The sequence below is a fragment of the Spirosoma aerophilum genome, assembly GCF_054782495.1.
Genome location: NZ_BAAGSJ010000001.1, coordinates 108414 through 126813, shown reverse-complemented (window position 1 = coordinate 126813; position 18400 = coordinate 108414). Strand labels below are relative to the sequence as shown.

At 52.0% G+C, this 18400-nt stretch carries 15 protein-coding genes; 4 read left to right on the top strand and 11 right to left on the bottom strand.

Annotation, left to right across the window (positions count from 1 at the left end):
* Nucleotides 1-17 precede the first annotated feature (17 nt).
* The 5 genes from ACYVK4_RS00545 to ACYVK4_RS00525 all read right to left on the bottom strand — a co-directional run bounded on the left by ACYVK4_RS00545 (nucleotide 18) and on the right by ACYVK4_RS00525 (nucleotide 8918).
* Nucleotides 18-1373 carry an enolase C-terminal domain-like protein gene (locus ACYVK4_RS00545; RefSeq protein WP_461125531.1) on the bottom strand — a complete coding sequence of 452 codons (1356 nt, stop codon included), beginning with the start codon at nucleotides 1371-1373 and terminating at the stop codon, nucleotides 18-20.
* A gap of 167 nt (nucleotides 1374-1540) precedes the next feature.
* On the bottom strand, nucleotides 1541-3076 hold the full coding sequence (locus ACYVK4_RS00540) for a SusD/RagB family nutrient-binding outer membrane lipoprotein (RefSeq protein ID WP_461125530.1): 1536 nt from the start codon (nucleotides 3074-3076) through the stop codon (nucleotides 1541-1543).
* 46 nt (nucleotides 3077-3122) lie between these two features.
* Nucleotides 3123-6254 carry a SusC/RagA family TonB-linked outer membrane protein gene (locus tag ACYVK4_RS00535; RefSeq protein ID WP_461125529.1) on the bottom strand — a complete coding sequence of 1044 codons (3132 nt, stop codon included), beginning with the start codon at nucleotides 6252-6254 and terminating at the stop codon, nucleotides 3123-3125.
* Nucleotides 6255-6438: 184 nt separating this feature from the next.
* Complete coding sequence (locus ACYVK4_RS00530; RefSeq protein WP_461125528.1) at nucleotides 6439-7680, bottom strand: mandelate racemase/muconate lactonizing enzyme family protein; 1242 nt, start codon at nucleotides 7678-7680, stop codon at nucleotides 6439-6441.
* A 197-nt stretch (nucleotides 7681-7877) separates the two neighbouring features.
* The gene (locus ACYVK4_RS00525; RefSeq protein ID WP_461125527.1) at nucleotides 7878-8918 is read right to left on the bottom strand and encodes a LacI family DNA-binding transcriptional regulator; all 1041 of its coding nucleotides are present in this window, start codon (nucleotides 8916-8918) and stop codon (nucleotides 7878-7880) included.
* A gap of 314 nt (nucleotides 8919-9232) precedes the next feature.
* On the opposite strand from ACYVK4_RS00525, the gene ACYVK4_RS00520 reads away from it, so the two are divergent.
* The 3 genes from ACYVK4_RS00520 to ACYVK4_RS00510 all read left to right on the top strand — a co-directional run bounded on the left by ACYVK4_RS00520 (nucleotide 9233) and on the right by ACYVK4_RS00510 (nucleotide 12587).
* A complete protein-coding gene (locus ACYVK4_RS00520; RefSeq protein WP_461125526.1) occupies nucleotides 9233-10048 on the top strand; it encodes a purine-nucleoside phosphorylase in 816 nt (271 codons plus the stop codon).
* Between the two features lie 169 nt (nucleotides 10049-10217).
* Nucleotides 10218-11909, top strand: coding sequence for a tetratricopeptide repeat protein (locus ACYVK4_RS00515; protein WP_461125525.1), 1692 nt, complete (start codon nucleotides 10218-10220; stop codon nucleotides 11907-11909).
* Between the two features lie 276 nt (nucleotides 11910-12185).
* On the top strand, nucleotides 12186-12587 hold the full coding sequence (locus ACYVK4_RS00510) for a hypothetical protein (protein WP_461125524.1): 402 nt from the start codon (nucleotides 12186-12188) through the stop codon (nucleotides 12585-12587).
* A 206-nt stretch (nucleotides 12588-12793) separates the two neighbouring features.
* On the opposite strand, the gene arsB is transcribed toward ACYVK4_RS00510, so the two are convergent.
* From arsB to ACYVK4_RS00480, 6 genes are all read right to left on the bottom strand, one after another.
* Nucleotides 12794-13852 carry an ACR3 family arsenite efflux transporter gene (arsB, locus tag ACYVK4_RS00505; protein WP_461125523.1) on the bottom strand — a complete coding sequence of 353 codons (1059 nt, stop codon included), beginning with the start codon at nucleotides 13850-13852 and terminating at the stop codon, nucleotides 12794-12796.
* Nucleotides 13849-14274, bottom strand: coding sequence for an arsenate reductase ArsC (locus tag ACYVK4_RS00500; RefSeq protein ID WP_461125522.1), 426 nt, complete (start codon nucleotides 14272-14274; stop codon nucleotides 13849-13851). Before ACYVK4_RS00500 ends, arsB begins: the two co-directional genes overlap by 4 nt.
* 10 nt (nucleotides 14275-14284) lie before the next feature.
* Complete coding sequence (locus ACYVK4_RS00495) at nucleotides 14285-14776, bottom strand: GNAT family N-acetyltransferase (RefSeq protein ID WP_461125521.1); 492 nt, start codon at nucleotides 14774-14776, stop codon at nucleotides 14285-14287.
* Nucleotides 14777-14874: 98 nt separating this feature from the next.
* The gene (locus ACYVK4_RS00490; RefSeq protein ID WP_461125520.1) at nucleotides 14875-15762 is read right to left on the bottom strand and encodes an arsenite methyltransferase; all 888 of its coding nucleotides are present in this window, start codon (nucleotides 15760-15762) and stop codon (nucleotides 14875-14877) included.
* A 105-nt stretch (nucleotides 15763-15867) separates the two neighbouring features.
* Nucleotides 15868-16197 (bottom strand): ArsR/SmtB family transcription factor, encoded by a 330-nt coding sequence (locus ACYVK4_RS00485; RefSeq protein WP_461125519.1) that lies wholly within the window; start codon nucleotides 16195-16197, stop codon nucleotides 15868-15870.
* 159 nt (nucleotides 16198-16356) lie between these two features.
* Nucleotides 16357-17187, bottom strand: coding sequence for a phosphatase PAP2 family protein (locus ACYVK4_RS00480; protein WP_461125518.1), 831 nt, complete (start codon nucleotides 17185-17187; stop codon nucleotides 16357-16359).
* Between the two features lie 366 nt (nucleotides 17188-17553).
* Here ACYVK4_RS00480 and ACYVK4_RS00475 point away from each other — a divergent pair, with 366 nt between their 5' ends.
* Nucleotides 17554-18291, top strand: a complete 738-nt coding sequence (locus ACYVK4_RS00475; protein WP_461125517.1) for a (Fe-S)-binding protein — start codon at nucleotides 17554-17556, stop codon at nucleotides 18289-18291.
* Nucleotides 18292-18400: the final 109 nt, after the last annotated feature.

The following is an 18400-nucleotide window of genomic DNA, read 5'->3' as shown; positions in this document are numbered from 1 at the left end:
CACCCCACTTCACTAAATCACGGCCGGATAATCGTTCCGTCCATCTTCCGTACCTGCCAGTTCGACTTGGTCGAGATGGGGTATTTGGCGGCTTCTTTCTCGTTGATGTCGACCCCTAATCCCGGCACCTCGTTGACCGACATGTAGCCCTTGTTCATCGTGGGGCAGCCGCTGAAAACGGCCTGCGTCTTCTCCGAAAACTGCACCGCTTCCTGAATGCCGAAGTTCCAGACCGCCAGGTCGATGTGCGCGTGAGCCGCGTGTCCCACCGGCGACACGTCGCCCGGTCCGTGCCAGGCCGTGCGGATGTTGAACCACTCGCCCAGCCGCGCTACTTTCATGGCTGGAGTGATGCCCCCGATCTGGGACACGTGTATCCGGATAAAGTCGAACCACTGGTTGACCATCGGCTCTTTAAACTCGTTGATGTTGTTGAACAATTCACCCATAGCAATGGGCACCGACGTAGCCTGCCGAAGGTTGGCAAACCATTTCATGTTTTCGGGCGAGAAGGGATCTTCGATGAAGAAAGGCCGGTACTCTTCCACCTGTTTGATCATGTTGATGGCGTCGATGGGCTGAACGCGCTCATGAATGTCGTGGAGCAGTTCGATCTCATCCCCGCACTGCTTGCGGACGATCTCAAACATCTTGGGAACCGACTTCAGGTAAAGCCGTTCGTTCATATAATTGTCGGTTTCACCCCCAAAATTGGCGACTTTGAAGTCGGGCTTATCGGCGGTGGCACCTACCGCTCCGTAGCCGCCCTGCTGGATGCGGATGTACTTGAACCCATCTGCCATGAATTTCTTGACACTATCTGCGGCTGCCTCCGGCGTATTGCCGCCCGCGTGGGTGTAGCACGGAATGGCAAAGCGCACTTTGCCGCCCAGCAGCTGATAAACCGGCATATTGGCCCGTTTCCCCTTAATGTCCCACAATGCCTGGTCGAGACCGGAGAGCGCGTTATTAAGCACCGGCCCGTTCCGCCAGTACGAGCTGACATAAGCTGCCTGCCACATGTCTTCGATATTGTCGACGTCTTTGCCCACGCAGAACTCGTTGAGGTAGGTGTTGATGGCGACAATGACGGTGGCTGCCCGTTGGGTGAAAGTCGCACAACCAAGGCCATAGAGGCCGGGCTCCGTTGTTTCCACTTTTACCACGATCAGATTCGAACCTTGTGGCGCAGTGGCAATGGCCTTCACACTTTTGATCTTGACAGGTGCCAATCCTTTGGCATACTGCGGGGTTCCCTGCTGTTCACGGGCTTCGGCGGTGGAGATGCCACCAAACAGACTTAACAGACCGGCCGACGAGCCGAATCCTAGCATTTTCAACGTGTCGCGACGACTTTGATCAGGTTTATTCATGTGAGAAAAAGAAAGTTTAATAGGTTGTAAGCAGGATGCCTGGAGAATTTACCCCACCCCCGGCCCCTCCCCTAAAAAAAAGAGAGGGTGCACATAGTCAGTTAGTTGTGTTGCTTTTTTTAGCCCCTCCCCTTTTTTTAGGGGAGGGGTTGGGGAGGGGTAAATCCCTACTTCTTATCCCACCACACCCGTGTATCGAGGGTGTTCGGTCCCTGCCGGGTGATGGCTTCATTCAGGTTTGCCGAGTTGACGACGATTTCGCTATCCGGATAGGGCAAACGTCGGATAAAGTCGCCCTTGACCTCAGAGCCGGGATACGGATTTTTCTTCAGGGCAGGGAAGCCAGATCGCCGGAAATTGGCGAAGGACTCATTGCCATCCAGGAAGGTGGCTACCCAGTATTGGGTGTTTATCAACTCCAGCGCTTTGGCTGCATCCAATGGGTGAGTGTCTAGATACGCCTTTATATCGGCTTCCGAAACGGGTGATCCGTAGGAGGCCATCTGTTCCAGATTGGCCCGGATCCCTTTGGCGTAATAGTCGGCCGCCGAGCCCGTCACCCAGCCCCGAACTGCGGCTTCGGCCAGCAGCAGCTGCACCTGCGAATAGGTGATGTGAAACTCGGGAGCGTCCAGCTTCAATACGGTGCTTAGATTCACCTGGCTATAATCCCACAGACTGGCTACTCCGTTTTGGGCTAGTGTCGTTGTGATAGACACGTCATTGTAGCCCATCGGCATGCCAATCTGTACTTTTGGGTCGGAGGAGGCCCGGGAGGCTGTCTGTTCCTGACCGCCTTTGGCCCCAACGTAGCGAACCGCAAAAATGGGCAGTCGCGGGTCGTTGTTTTCTTTCAGGTAATTGACGAACGGAGCCGCGAGGTAGAAATTGGTTTTCTCGCGGGCGGCCAAGTGATTGGCAATGTAGTTGTTGTAAATGGCCGTGTGCCGGATAATGGAGTTGTCGGCGTTGGACTGGAAAACTCCACCCGTTACCGCTTTTGTTACATACGATTGCGCCGTGGCCGGATCGACTTTGGTTAACCGCATGGCCGCCCGAAGCATGAACGAGTAACCCAGTTTCTTCCACTTCACCGGGTCGCCACCGTACAGAATATCGGTGGTGACGGCAGGCTGTGTGGTCGTCAGCGCGGCCGATGCTTCGTCGAGTTCCTTCAGTATGTCCTTGTAGATAGCCTGCTGGGCGTCATATTTGGGGGAGATGATCTCATTTGTGTAGCCCTGTCCCGCTTCGAAATACGGTACATCACCGTAGGTATCGGTCAGGATCATGAACATGTAGGCTTTCCAGATGCGAGCTGCGTTATACGTGTTGACTTGAAGGGGATCGCTCTTGGTCTGGTCCAGCACGGCTACCAGCTGTTTCAGTACGTTGCGGTAGAAATTGGTCCAGACCAGCGGGGTATTGCTCCCGTTGACCTGATCGTAGTTAGCCCCCGACAGTGAACTGCCGTAAGGCGTAATGATCTGCTGCACAATGCCGAAATTGTACGTCAGCATACCCAGCGTGCCAAAGCCGTCGAGGTAAGTGGTGTTGATAATGGCTTTGTTGAGCACCAGCGAAGGGGCCAGCGCCGTTGGGTTGACACGGTTCGTATTCAGTTCAGTAAACCCTTCATCACAGCCCGAAAGCAGGCTTATCGAGAGAACCAGGGTAAGTATATGTTTGAGATTTGTTTTCATGATTCCTGTCGTTTGGTTGTTGTCATCCTGAGGAATGACAGAGAAATTAGAATCGGGCGTTGAGGTTGAAGCCTATGCTGCGGGTAGGCGGCAGGCCCGGCCAGAAATCCAGCCCAACGGCGTTGTCCGACGACACCAACACTTCTTCCGGATCCATGTTCTCGGTCCACTTTTTAATGATCAGGACGTTGTTGGCTACCGCATTCAGCCGTAAACCTTTCAGGAAAAATCCTTTAGGCAGGAGCTTGTCGAAATCGTAGCCCAGTGAGATCTGGCGCAGTTTCCAGAACCCGGCATTGAAAACGAAATCTTCATTGATGCCCAGCGGGTTAATGGATTCGTAGAAAGGCTGTACGGCGGCTCTTGTCTGGTTGATCTCGCCGTTTGGATTGACCCCGTTGCCGATCACATAGCCCACATCCCGACCCGGCAAGGTCCGTTTCGACAAGCCGTGGCGCATGTAGTTGATATTGCGGCCCGCAATCATTTTGTGGCCCAGCTTAAAGTCGATCAGGGCCGACAGCACGATGCCCCGGTAGTTGAAGGTGTTGGTGATACCACCGAAATAACTGGGCAGGGCGTTGCCCACGTTTTTCAGAGTATTATTCCGAAGCGGCATTCCGCTGTTGGCGTCGAACACCTGCCGACCCTGCGCATCCCGCAGGTAGGTGAAGGTATACAACTGCCCGATCGGCTTGCCCACTACCTGATTCAGGGTTCGGCCACCGCCACTGCTGACGGTAATGACGGTGTCGTTGGGCGATAAGCCAAGTTTCAGCACCTTGGAGGTATTGTACGATACGTTGGCGCTGACATCCCAGCGGAAGGCGTTCGTCCGGACGGGCGAAAAGGTTAACAGCATCTCAAGTCCCTGGTTCATACTCCGGCCTACGTTGATCAACTTGCTGGTGTACGACGAGGCATCGGAAACCTGAGCGGCCAGAATCTGATCGTCCGTTGTTTTGTGGTAGTACGTGAAGTCAAAGCCGACTTTGTTGGCGAACAGCTTCAGTTCCAGGCCTACTTCGGCCTCCTGAATGCGGAGTGGACGCAGGTTTTTGTTCGGAACAACCGTTGCATTGATACCGCCCACGGGCACTGGCGCTCCGGAGGGGTTCGGGAAGGAGTTATTGTCTACCGAAAAATACAGGGCGTTGGAGTAGGGGTCGACGTTATCCGATCCCACCTGCGCATAAGCCGCCCTTAACTTTCCGAACGACAGCCAGGCGGGCATGTTATCGAACGCCTGCGAGAATACGAAGCTGCTCGTGACGGATGGATACAGGATGCTCCGGTTGGAGGGAGCCAGCGTCGAGAACCAGTCATTGCGGGCTGTGGCGCTCAAAAACAGAAAGTCTTTGTAGGATACCGTAGCCGCCCCAAATACGGAGTTGATCTTTTTCTCCGCCAGACTGTAGAGCGGGTCTTTGATGCGTCCGTTCATGACGGTGTACAGGCCCGGCTGCACAAAATCCTGTACCGACACGCTGTTGTAGTCGTTGCGGGCATAGCGGTGGTTACCACCCAGTGTGACGTCCACGCCGATCGTGCCAAACGTCTTGTTCATGCCGAGGATCAGGTCGAGATTCCGTTCGGTGTTCTGGCGGACATCCTGCGTGTAAGAGCCGTTCACAAAGCCCACCGGAGCGCGGGCAATGGGGGCGTAACCGTTCGGGATGTTGTACTCCTGATTGCGGACGTAAAAATCCTGCGCCAGACGGGCCTGTGCATACAGCCAGTCGGTGAACTGGTATTTAAGAGCTACATTACCAAAAAGACGATTTCGATTGACGTTTTCGAATTTGCGGCTCATAGAATAGTAGGGATTGTTCCGAACCAGGAACCGCGAGAAAACGAACTCATCGCCATTGGGCAGCGTCTGGTTTTCCCGTAAAGCCTGAAACGGCATTGAATTGGCCAGTGTGAAAATTACCGTCGAGACCGACAGGTCCTGGGTGTTGAGCTGGGGCGGGTTGACATTCTTTTCCAGGGAGTAGTTGATGTTTCCCAGCGCCGTGAGCCTGGAGGTAATGTTCTGGGTGAATCCCAGGTTGATCACCTTCCGATTGAAGGTGTTGTTTTCCATGATGCCCCGGTTATCGGTGTTGCCAAACGACAGGCTGAAACCGCCGTTCTGGCCGCTGTTTGAGACCGTAACGGTATTCGTGAAATTGGTACCGACCCGATAAAACTGCCGCACCCGGTTATAAACGGGCTCGTAGGGATACGTCTTATTATCGAACAGAATCTGCGTCATGCCCGGCTGGAACTTCTCTCCGAAGCTCCACACGCCGGAGGTCGGGTTAGGTGTAGTGGGTCGTTTGCCGCCTTCGCCCTGCCCGTATTCGTACTGGAAGTCGGTGAAGTCCAGTGGGGTATCGGTCGTGAAGTTGGTGTTGTAGGTAACGCCGAAGCCCTTTCCGGAGCCTTTGCTTTTGGTCGTGATCATCACCACGCCATCCTTGGCGCGTGAGCCGTAGAGGGCGGCCGCCGTGGCCCCTTTCAATACGGTCATCTCTTCAATATCATCGGGATTGATGCTGCTCAGCCCATCGCCACCGTCCGAACTGTTGGAGGCCCGGTTGCCGAAATCACCCCCTAGCGAAAAATTGGAGTTGTCGATCGGGACACCGTTTACCACAATCAGCGGGTTGTTCTGTCCGCTAAACGACGACTGCCCCCGGATGCGGATTTTAGCGGTTCCGGCGGGGCCTGTCCCCATAGACGTGATGTTAACACCGGCCATTTTGCCCTGTAATCCACTCATGAAATTGGGCGTCCTGTTCACGTTGATCTGTTCGGCATTGACCGTTGCGGTGGCATATCCCAACGTTTTAGCCTCCCGCTTGATCCCGAGCGCCGTTACCACGACCTCATCAATGGCCTTGGCATCTTCGGCCAGTTCGATGTTCACGACCGAGCGATTGTTGACGGGTACTGTCTGGCTGACGTAGCTGATGTAGGAGAAAATCAGCGAGGCATTGCCTGGTGCATTGATCGCGTAGTTGCCCGAGGCATCCGTGGCGGTACCGATGGATGTACCACTGACCAGTACGTTCACACCGGGTAATGGCTGCTTGTCTGTACCGGTTACCTTACCGGTTATCCGGTTCGTCTGGGCATGTGCCAGACCGACACTCAGGAGCAGACAACAAAGAAAGATTAGAGCTTTATTCATGTGTAACAGAGATTTAGGTGGAGGAATGAGTACTGAACTGTCCTTGAATATCAATGTGTTGTATTGATATAATTCTAATTTCTGATTGAAATGAAATGAGTTACCCCAACCCTGTCAAAGACAGAGGACCGGGAATTACATCATCAGGCTGTTAATCGATCTTCAGGTTGTATGAGGGATATGCTTACCAGTTGTGGATGGCGCCGTCGGGGCTTTTCAGGATCGGGTGCGGGAACTCCGTTTTGGCCGCGACCTCCAAGACGAACGTTGCTTTCTTCGGGTCGAATTTGACGCCTAAACCCGGCTCGGGATTCAGATAGAGTTTGCCGTTTTTGAAGTTTATAAAATCCTCATTGAAATAAGCGGGTCGCTCGGGCTCGCCACCGCCCAGTTCCATCAGGCAGCGGGTGGGGCTGCTGGAGCCCAGAACGTGCACCAGTGCCGCCGTGGACAGTGGCCCGGTGAAGTGCGGAATCATGCCGGCGTAGTGCGTCTCGCACAGAGAGGCTATCTTTTTAAACTCCCCGATACCGCCGGTATTGGGTAAGGTTACCCGCGTATAGTCGATCAGGCGTTGTTCGATGAACTCATTAATGTCCCAGCGGTCGCCGAATTGCTCGCCCACGGCAATAGGCACGGTGGTCATCTGCCGAACGGTTTTATATACAGCCGGATTTTCGGAGCGGACAATGTCTTCGACGAAGTAAGGCTCCATGTTTTCCAGCGCCTTGCAGATCTTGATCCCTTCGGTGGTGTCGAAACGGGTATGCAGGTCGAGCGCCCATTTGCCGCCACCGCCAACGGCCGAGTCGATACGTTTACAAAGTTCGATGGTCTTTTTCGCGTTGTCGTAAAAGTCAAATGGCTGCTCGCCATTGCCGCCAGTTGGACCGATACGATAGGCGCGCAGACCGGCTTCTATACAGTCTCTGGCGCGTTCTTCTTCGGTTTTGGCTTTGGAAGCCCGGAAACCTGTGGCGTAACATTCGACATAATCCCGCGTGGCTCCGCCGAGCAATTCATAAACGGGTACGCCCAGCGCTTTCCCCTTAAGGTCCCAGAGGGCCATTTCCAGCGCACCCAGTGCGTGCAGCTTCTCGCGGCCCGGCGGATAGAACATACCCCGGTACACGTTTTGCCAGATGTGCTCGATGCGGAACGGGTTTTCGCCGATCATCATCTGGGCGCATTGCTCAATCATGTCTTTGGACCCACCTTCGCCAATGCCGATAATACCCCCATCGGTGTAGATCTCGACAATGCCGCGCGCCTGGTTGAACAGGGGTTTGTTGTAGCCGGGGGCGCTGTAATACCTGATTTTTGTGATTTTAAGTTTCGGGGGTGCCTGGGCCAGGCTCGTCGGCCAACCCGCCCAGAGAGCGGTTGAACCGACGAGCGCTGACTTGAGAAAGTTTCGTCTTTCCATAAAGTTAAGGAAGGCAAATTAAGGTTTAGGAATAGTCAATCAAGGTTTAGGAAGTAGTCAGAATAAGGCACTCTGGGTTCGTGATGTCCTATGATGACATCTACGGCATCATCGGAGAGAATCAGATTAAGGTTTAGGAGTAGTCAATATAAGGGCTTTGTTCATGCCTGCTTAATCGTTTAAGCAAACGCGTAAAACTAAGTGGTCAGGCTTTTTTTGGTTTTTGACGAGGCTCGTTCGATCAACTCTGCTTTCATAAGTATCTGCGCCGGTTCAGTGGGTTTATGGGTTAATTTTTTCACTAATAATTCCACCGCCCGCTGGCCCAACAGCACAATAGGCTGTTTTAAATAGGTGATCGGGCAGTAATACAGTTCAAATACTTCGGCCTGTCCAAAGCTGACGATAGCCAGATCGTTCGGTACCTTGATGCCTAGTTCATTTATATATTTCAGCCCGCTTACTGCCAGGCTGTAGGTGGCAAACAGGAGTGCGTCAACGGGCTGGTCAATAGCCAGCATGGTGTCGATGGCTGCTTTTACGCCGGTGTCGATGGCACTGATCTTTACCCGTTTCAGCCAATGCGCATGTTCGGGCACGTCGTTATCCCTAAGTGCGTCCTGATACCCCCTAATTCGCTCCTGCATATGAAACAGCTGCGAATCGTAAGCGATCATGCCAATGTGCTGGTACTGATTTCTGACTAAGTGGGTGCCTGCGTCATATGATGCCTGATAATGGTCTGTCGAAACAAAATCGATGGGTATATCCGGGAAGTACCGGTCTAACAGCACAACTGGAATGTTCTTGTCGTTCAGAGAGCGAATCTGGTCCTCCGAATCTTCCGAAGAGACAATGATAAAGCCATCTACTTGTCGGTTGATCAGTACCTCCAGTAAATCCCGCGATTTGCTGGCGTTTTCATCTGAGCTTCCAATAATAACTGTATATCCGTTTCGTTTTGCTTCATCCTCAACCACCCGGGCAATGTTGGCGAAGAACGGGTTCGATATGTCGGCAATGATCAGGCCGATCGTATGCGTTTTGCCGCTTCGTAAACTCTTGGCCAGATGGCTCGGCTGGTAGTTAAGCTCGGCAGCTATCTGCCTGACCTTTGTGGCTATTTCCTGTCCAACCCGACTTTCTTTTTCTTTTCCATTCAATACATAAGACACTAAAGCGGTGGAGACACCGGCCTTCTGGGCTATATCTTTTATAGACACCTTGGTCTTACTCATGCTTCATTTATCGGATTAAGCTACCCTGCTGGTGGAATAAGTAGAGTCCGGTAACAAAATCAAACAAATATAAAGTTAATCGTTTAAGCAAAGCAAGAACTATTATTATTTTTATTGGAATTTGTTTTATTATCAGATGAAGTGCAGGCAGCGAGAAGCCGTTTTTGCCAGAACTGTTCATGTTGTCATTCGGTGTAGGAGAAATATTGACGCAGGTTAAGCCTTGAGATCCCGTCGAGTCGAGATCAGAAATAACTAGCTGATTACGTTGGCAAGCCGTTACTTTGTTGGAAAAGATACCCCGCTTTGTAATCATGCTCGAACAGATTCAGGAAACTGCTCAATTTATTCAATCAAAAACAACCCTTCGGCCCACCGTTGGTATCATTCTCGGTACCGGACTTGGTGCCCTGGCCAATGAAATAACCATCGAGACGACCATTCCCTACGAGATAATTCCTCATTTTCCCCTCTCCACGGTTGAATTTCATTCGGGTAAATTACTGATCGGGACGCTGGCTGGTAAACCGGTAGTGGTTATGCAGGGGCGCTTTCATTATTATGAAGGCTACAGCATGCAGCAGGTGACGTTTCCGGTGCGGGTGATGCATGCTATGGGCATACAGACGCTGCTTGTTTCCAATGCCGCCGGGGGCATGAATCCGGCTTTCCAAACGAGCGATCTGATGGTGATCGACGATCATATTAGTTTGCTGTTGCCGCAAAATCCATTGATTTGTCCGAATCCACCCATTTTTGGCGAACGCTTCCCGGATATGAGTGAGCCCTACCGAAAATCACTGATCGATCTTGCCTTTTCGATTGCCGCTGATCTGGGAATTTCCCTTAAGCGTGGCGTATACGTAAGTGTAACGGGGCCGCAGTTAGAGACCCGCGCCGAATACCGGATGCTGCGCCAATGGGGTGCCGACGCGGTGGGTATGTCTACGGTGCCGGAGGTAATCGTAGCCAATCAGCTCAGTATGGCCGTTTTTGGCGTATCTGTCATTACGGATTTGTGTTTCCCCGACACACTCGAAAAAGCGGAACTGGTCAAGATTCTGGCTGCTGCTGCCTTGGCCGAACCAAAACTGACGGCGCTGATTCGGGCAATGGTTAGCCAATTATGAAATGGACGGTAGGTTGGTTGGCAGGCTCTTCCTCAGCCACGCTGTGCGACCGTTTGGTAAAGGGTGGTGTGCGAACACAACGAAAAAGCCTATATTCCTTATTGATAACCATCCATAGCGAGTCGTTGATCCGGGGCGGTTCATCCTCTTTTGAAAAAAACATACCGATATGAAAGCTGTTTTTTGGATTTTAATCCTGCCTCTTTTCCTAACCGCCTTTTTCGTTCTCAAGCCCTCTTCCATTGCGGAGACCAGCACCTATATCACCATGTGCGGCACGGAAGCCAGCGGCCGTATCAACCGGTTGGAAAATGGGAAGTTTATCGTTCCCCTGCCGGGTTGGGGGAATCATTCGTATCCAATTTCTACCCGGTCGGATAGTGCTCAGTTCTACTTCAATCAGGGTCTGACGATGTACTATAGCTACCATATGAAGGAAGCAATGGCATCCTTTAAAGAAGCCGCTCGTCAGGACCCTTCGTGCCCGATGGCCTGGTGGGGGCAGGCTCTGGCGGGAGGCCCTTATTACAATGCGGCTCATACTTATACCGTTCCCGCCGACATGCCCACGATCCTGACCCGTATGAATGAACTCAGCCCGTATGCCAGTGTGAAAGAGAAAAGGCTGATTCAGGCGATGAACACCCGATATGCATCCGGGACGGTTGGGGAAGATCGGAAAAAACTTAACGAAGCCTATGCGTCGGCGACCAAAGAACTAATTCCTGAATATGACGACCCGGAAATCAAGATGCTGTATGTAGACGCTATCATGTTGATTCATGCCTGGGATTTCTGGACGCCCGATGGTAAGCCGAAAGCCTGGACGCAGGAAGTCGTCGACCTGACCGGGAATGTACTCAAACAATACCCGAATCATCCGGCTGCGCTGCATTATCAGATTCACCTGACCGAAGCGTCCCGACAACCGGAGGTAGCTTTGCCCAATGCTGATAAGCTCAAAACATTGCTGCCGGGCGTTGCGCATATGGTTCACATGGCGAGCCATGAATACCAGCGAAACGGGCTTTTTGAGCAGGGAGTGATAGTCAATGATAAAGCCGATGCCAATTTATTGACCTACGATTCGCTGGCAGCTCATTTGAATCTGATGAAACAGTCGCCCCATTATTTCGCTGTCCAGACTTACTGCGCCCTGACCGGAGGGATGTATGAAATTGGCCTGAAGGATGCCCTGCGCTGTCGAAAATCCGTCTCGCCGGTAGCCGGAAATACCTATGACCAATACCTGTATATGTTGCCCTCGCTGACGCTGGTGAGATTGGGTAAATGGAATGAAATACTGGCGACACCAAAACCGCAGAGTGACTGGGCCTATGGCATGTTGCTGGATCATTTTTCGCGAGGTATGGCGCTGGTGGCTCTTGGGCAAACGGCGGGAGCTCAACAGGAACTGAAGCTGCTTCAAGAGCGATTGCGTGATCCTGTTCTTGAAAAGCGACGCATTCCCTTCAACGCACCCCTGCCCGTAGCCCGCACGGCCGGCTATATTCTGGACGCATCAATACAGTTCGCTCAAAAGGCATACGATCCGGCTTTTGCGGCTCTCAATCAGGCTATTAGTCTGGAAGATCAATTGATCTATACGGAACCCAGTGACTGGCCTTTACCGGCCCGGCAATTTTTGGGTGCCTATCTGCTTCAATTGAAAAAGGCGAAAGAGGCCGAAGCGGTATACCGGGAGGATCTGTTGCATCATCCTGGCAATGGGTGGTCTTTGGTAGGCCTTCACAAGGCGCTTGCCCTTCAGGGAAAACGGACTGAACTGGCACGGATTGAGACTGGCTATCGCACCGCTTTTTCGAAGGCCGAGCACATTCCCGTATCGTCTGTTTATTAATTTGTTGAGTTTTTCCAATTGGTCAAGTCTGTCTGATAAACGCCATTTCTTGCGGTAGGAGCAAGCGTAGATAAACGGTTAATCTGACCCTCACCGCTTTTAACTCATTACCTTGCTGATTTGTACGATAGCGGACCAAACTTGTCCACTATCGTACATCCTGAAAAATGACATTTTAAACTAAGTTATTGATTTCCAGTAGTGTATTTCTGTTGGCATACTTGTTGGCATATACTATGTGAACTTAAAAATCACGTAAAACAACAACATACTGCCATGAACAACTCACTTACTTCCGCTTTCGCCAAAACCGTTGCCGCTCTCTTTTTAAGCGCCACACCTTTATTAGCCAATCCGACCAACCCAACAAAACCGGCTTCCTTCGACGCCAGCGTCTACGTGACGAAGAATAACAAAATCAAGCTGGCTGTCGACAAAACAACTGCTGAGCCAGTCAGTATCCGCTTGCGTGAAGCGGGCCAGAGTAATTATCTGTTTACGCAACAAATGGGCAGACGACAAACCCAGGCTCGTTTGCAACTTAACGTAGACGATCTGCCAAATGGAACATACGAGTTGGAGTTCAGCTCGGCCAGCGGTGCCAGCATTGTTAAACGGGTGCAACTCGGCACTGCGACGCCGGTAGCTACACCGCAACGTCTGGTTGCGATCAACTAGCACAAAAAAGCCACCCCCTCAAGCTACCTACCCCGAAGGGGTTGACTGTGGATATCCCCGGATGTAGTCCGGGGGTACGGGGTAGTCCGGGGTAGTCCGGGGCCGGGGGTACGGGGTAGTCCGGGGTTCGGGGTCGGGGTAGTCCGGGGTTCCGGAGACTGGCCTGGGGTGGAGGTAGTCAGCAAGCTAACGACTATCTCCCCCCGTCAATGAAACTTTGGCTGCTGTTTGAGCGCAAAGTTGACCAGCAGAATCAACACCGGCACCTCGATAAGCGGTCCGATTACGGCGGCAAACGCCACACCGGAGTTGATACCAAATACCGAAATGGCAACGGCAATGCCCAGCTCGAAATTATTACCAGCGGCCGTAAAGGCGAGTGACGTGCTTTTGGGGTAGTCGGCTCCGGCGCGTTTGGCCAGATAAAAGGCGGCAAAAAACATCAGCCCGAAGTAGATAACCAGCGGGAGCGCAATCCGTAGCACATCGCCCGGTAATTCCAGTACCAGACGGCCCTTCAGGCTGAACATCACCACAATGGTAAAGAGCAGGGCGACCAGCGTAATCGGGCTGATCGTCGGTAGAAAACGAGTTTCGTACCAATGTTGACCCTTCCAGCGGGTCAGTAGCCAGCGGGACAACATACCGGCTATGAACGGGATGCCCAGGTAGATGAATACGCTTTCGGCAATCTGCCCGATGCTTATATCGATCGTCATGCCTGGTAACCCAAACAGGCGTGGTAAGATCGTGACAAAAACATAAGCGTAGACCGAATAGAAAAGCACCTGAAAAACGCTGTTAAACGCAACCAGCCCCGCTACGTATTCGCGGTCGCCGAGGGCCAGATCGTTCCAGACAATCACCATGGCGATGCAACGGGCAATGCCGATCATGATCAGACCGGTCATGTATTCCGGCTTGTCGGGCAGCAGTAAAACGGCCAGCGCAAACATCAGGACCGGCCCGATAAGCCAGTTTTGTACCAACGAAAGAAGCAGAATCTTTCGGTTCCGGAACACCTGTGGCAACTGGTCGTATCGGACTTTGGCCAGGGGCGGGTACATCATCAGGATAAGCCCAATGGCCAGCGGAATGTTGGTTGTTCCCTGCTGGTAGGCGTTCAGCGACTGCTCGATTTGGGGAAATAGATTTCCCAGTAGAATGCCCAGAGCCATGGCCCCGAATATCCAGAGTGTCAGGTAGCGGTCCAGAAACGAGAGTTGTCGTTTGGCGGGTTTGCCCGTTAGCGTTTCCGTATTCATGCACCTGCCGACTCGGGTAGCCGCTCGTTAATAAATTGCTCACTATACTGTTTGATCTGGTCCCGAACTACCCGAAACTGCGCCAGTCGCTCGCTTTCCGGGGCGTGGGACGGGTCCGTAAAACTGTGGTGAATCAGTTCCGCCGTCGATGGGAAGTAAGGACACTGTTCACGGGCATTGTCGCAAACGGTAATAACATAGTCAATGGGGAGATTCACGTATTCATCGACATGGTTGGAGGTATGGTGCGAAATATCGACACCATCTTCGGCCATTGCCTGAATGGCCAGCGGGTTGACACCGTGCGGAGCCACCCCGGCACTGTAGACCGTAGCGCGGTCTCCGGCAAAATGCTGAAGGTAGCCGTGGGCCATTTGCGACCGGGCCGAATTGCCCGTGCAGAGTACTAAAATCGTTTTCATCATCTTGGGATTAATCAATACCTACTTGTGTGCTGCGTCGTTCGAGCAGTACAATATCCCGCCAGATACCGGCACGTTTGCCAATGCGTTCGTGATAGCCGATTTCCCGGAAGCCGCAGCGTTTATGCAGGGCTAGGCTGGGTGCGTTTTCGCGTAAAATACTGGCTTGTAATGTCCACAGGTTCTTGTCTTCACTCGCCAAAATCAGCTGGTTAAGGAGTTGCTGCCCGACCCCTTTGCCCCGGTAGGCGGCATCGATGTAAAGACTCACTTCGGCTACGCCTGAGAATATGCATCGGCCCGATACTGCTGTGAGCAAAGCGTAACCAATTACCTGATCGCCATCAACGGCGGCTAATTGCGGGGAGGGCATGTAAGAGGTCGCCATGTTTTCCGGAGAGGGAGCCTGCGTTTCCATGGTGGCATTACCCGTGTCGATGCCTTGCTGGTAAATAGCGGCCATGGCAGGCCAGTCGGTGGGTTGTACAGATCGGATTTGCATATAGAACACAGATTGTTAGGATCAATTACGGTTTTTAAATCATCCGGATCATTCCTGTGGTGTCGGTTTTGAGAATCCGACACCACAGGCACCACTTATCAGCAGCAACCGCTACCGGGTTGGCAGCAGGCAGCCGCACTCGTTGTCAGGTCAGCCAGTTGAATAGGGGAGGTTGTGGGCTTCTCCGCATAGGCTGTCAGGCTAACGATACCTGTACCGGATTGACGGAAGGACGCTATTTCGTCAGTCGTCATGTAGTTGGCCAGAAGTTCATCGGGCAGGAAAATGGGTTTCTGCTTTTGGAGCGTCAGGTTGGTAAAACCAGCTTCCTGAATCAGGCTTAGATAAACGTCCTGCTGGATAGCACCGGAAACGCAACCCGCATATAGCTCTGCCGCCTTGAGCAGATTGGCCGGTAAATCACCGACCAGTACAATGTCCGAAATGCTAAAATGGCCGCCGGGTTTGAGCACGCGCCAGATTTCTGAAATAACGTTCTTCTTGTTGGGTACCAGATTCAGTACACAGTTCGACACGATAACATCGGCGGTGTTGTCGGCAACGGGCATTTCCTCAATGTCGCCGAACCGAAATTCAACATTGTTATAGCCGAGTGTATCTGCATTCTTCCGGGCACGGCTGATCATGGCTTCGGTGAAGTCGATGCCAATGACCTTGCCCGTTGGACCCGTTTCATGGCGAGCCACAAAGCAATCGTTGCCCGCGCCCGAGCCGAGGTCAATCACAGTGTCGCCGGGTTTGATGTGCGCAAACTGGGTAGGCAGACCACAGCCCAGGCCGAGGTCAGCATCGGCGACGTAACCGGCTAACTGGCTATAATCATCGGCCATGATGGCTGGATTATCCGTTGGCGAACAACAACTGGTAGCCCCACAGCAGGACGCTTCGTTGTAGGCTTTCGATTGGCTGGCGATCTGCCCGTAAGCCTCCCGGACAACGGTTTTCAACTGATCATCGGTTTGCATAGTTGTACTGGTTTATTGTAATATTACGATAGATTTAGGTAAACGTAGTGCTGATCGGGACGGTTCGACGCATCGACGCATCGACGCATCGACTGTCGGTATTACTTAGCAACAGGTTTTTTCTGCGATAAACGAGTCAAATACTTGTCCGAACAACTGACGGGCTTCTTCCCAAACAGTTTCATCGATGCAGTAGCAAACCCGGGGTGGGTCGATGCTGCCCTGAATGATGCCAATTCGTTTCAACTCTTTCAGGTGCTGCGAAACGGTGGCCTGAGCCAGTGGTAACTCATCAACAATATCACCACAAACACAGGCTTTCTTTTGGGCGAGTAATTGCAGAATAGCAACCCGGGCCGGGTGTGCAAAGGCTTTTGCCAGATCAGCAACGCGATTCTGCTCGTCCGTAAAAATTTCTGTTTTGGTCGCTCCCATGTCCCAAAGGTAAAAGAATATTTGTGAATCGTAATATTACGATGAATAATTTTTTACATTTTCTCCTAGCTTGATTGAACATAGAGATGGTACGTCATTGCGACGCAGAGAACACAGCTTTTATACCCTCAGTGTTCCCTGTGTTCAATATAAAAAGGCTTAGAGATGATACGTAAGGGTTAATCCCTTCTGGCCTGTTGGGGAAAAGAATGGATCGAGGGTTACCGATTTGGACTGTTTGATGCGTTTGTGCAACTCCGGGATAAGGATGCCCGAGGCCGCTCCAACGGCAAATCCGAGCATAACATCGGTCTTGAAATGTTTGCCTGCTTCCATTCGATTATAGGCAACCAGCGCCGGAGGAACGCTCACCAGTGAAAAAATGGCGACTCGCTGCCAGCCTTTAATATGATGGTAGTCTATAAATACCTTGGCCAGAAAGAAGGTGGCCGTTGAACTAAAAGACACATGGCCGCTGTAGAACGAATTACTTTTAGCCACCCCGATTTTTGTTTCCAGCGGCACATCCGGATTGTAGGTAAACGGTCTGGCTCGCCGAACAGAATAGGCCGACGCAAAATAAATCGCGTTATCGACGGCATGGGTCACGACGTATAAGGTCAGCAGATCGAGCCAGTCTTTGCGAATTCGCTTGTCGGCCATCAACAGCAGCGGACTAAGGATGGATACATTGAGGAAAAGGTCTGATCGTTTCTGCGCCCGATCGTAATTCGCAGGATTGTTGAAGATGACCGACCGGTCGAAGGCATTGACGGAATTTGGATCAAGATGAATCACATCAGCCTGATCGAAGGACGCGACACGATCCAGTTGTTTGAATCCCAGCGCTGAAACGCCGATGAAGACCAGCGAGCCAGCCCCTTCATAGGGCAAGCTTACCCGATAGACTTCTTGGGTTGTGGTATCCGTCTGGCCAAAAACATTCGTAAAAGAAACCTGTAAAAAGATAAGTATACCGAGTACTTTCATAAGCAGAACACATTGAGTAAGTTTTCGTCGGCAACTATCATCGGGCACATTGACGTTTCTGTAAACGTTCATCTACCTGGGTTTATCCGGATAAATCGGATGCTTGCCGACCCTATAGCCTAACACACGCACCCTGGACTTTTGTTCTGGGAATAGTGGACTTGCTTCAGGGCCACACCAACGGCTCTTGTCTGTCTGTCGTATTGGCCGGGCCAGCCCGCTACGCACAGTAACGTTTGTTGACATATGCCTTTTAAGTAGGAGAGTACAGGACAGATTAAGCCGGTTGGTGGCTACCTTTGTTGCTTAATGCTGCCCTTTTTGGCCCGGCGTTTTTGGCCGGCAATTGCATAGTCTGAATCGAATATGAAAGTTGGTCTGTTTATCCCGTGTTACATTGATCAATTCTATCCGCAGGTAGCCATCGCTACACTGAAATTACTGGAAAAAGTAGGTTGTGAGGTATCGTATCCGCTTCAGCAAACCTGTTGTGGTCAGCCCATGGCCAACTCTGGCTTTGAGCACCTGACGGGGGGCTGTAACGAGAATTTCGTGCGCAATTTTGCCGATTTCGACTACATCGTTTCGCCATCGGGTAGTTGCACCCTCCACATCAAACATCACCTGCATTCGACCAACGAGGCCGTGGCTACGGGGATCCGTTCCCGGATATACGAGCTCACTGAATTTCTGACCGATGTGCTGAAGGTGAATACGTTAGATGCTACCTTTCCTTATAAAGTGGGCTTACACCAGAGCTGCCACGGACAGCGCGGTCTGCATTTGGCCCAAATGTCAGAATTAGTCGTTTCGCCCCCTTTTTCGAAGCCGGTGCAATTGCTTAGCTTAGTAAAAGATCTGGAATTGATACAACTCGACCGACGTGACGAGTGCTGTGGATTTGGGGGCACGTTTTGCGTAACGGAAGAAGCCGTGTCGGTGAAAATGGGAAAAGATCGTGTCGCCGATCATCTTCGACATGGTGTTAACTTCATCACCGGCGTCGATGTGTCGTGTCTGATGCACATGGAAGGTATTCTGAAACGGGCCAATTCGGCCGTAAGAGTCAAACACATTGCTGAGATATTGACAGCCACGATATAAAAACACGACGGTACCTGCCGACCACCCCCAACCCCCTCCTGTTTTAGGAGGGGGTTGGGGGTGGTCGGCAGGTGCTGATTTTAGGAATTGAAAACAGCTTCATTAATAC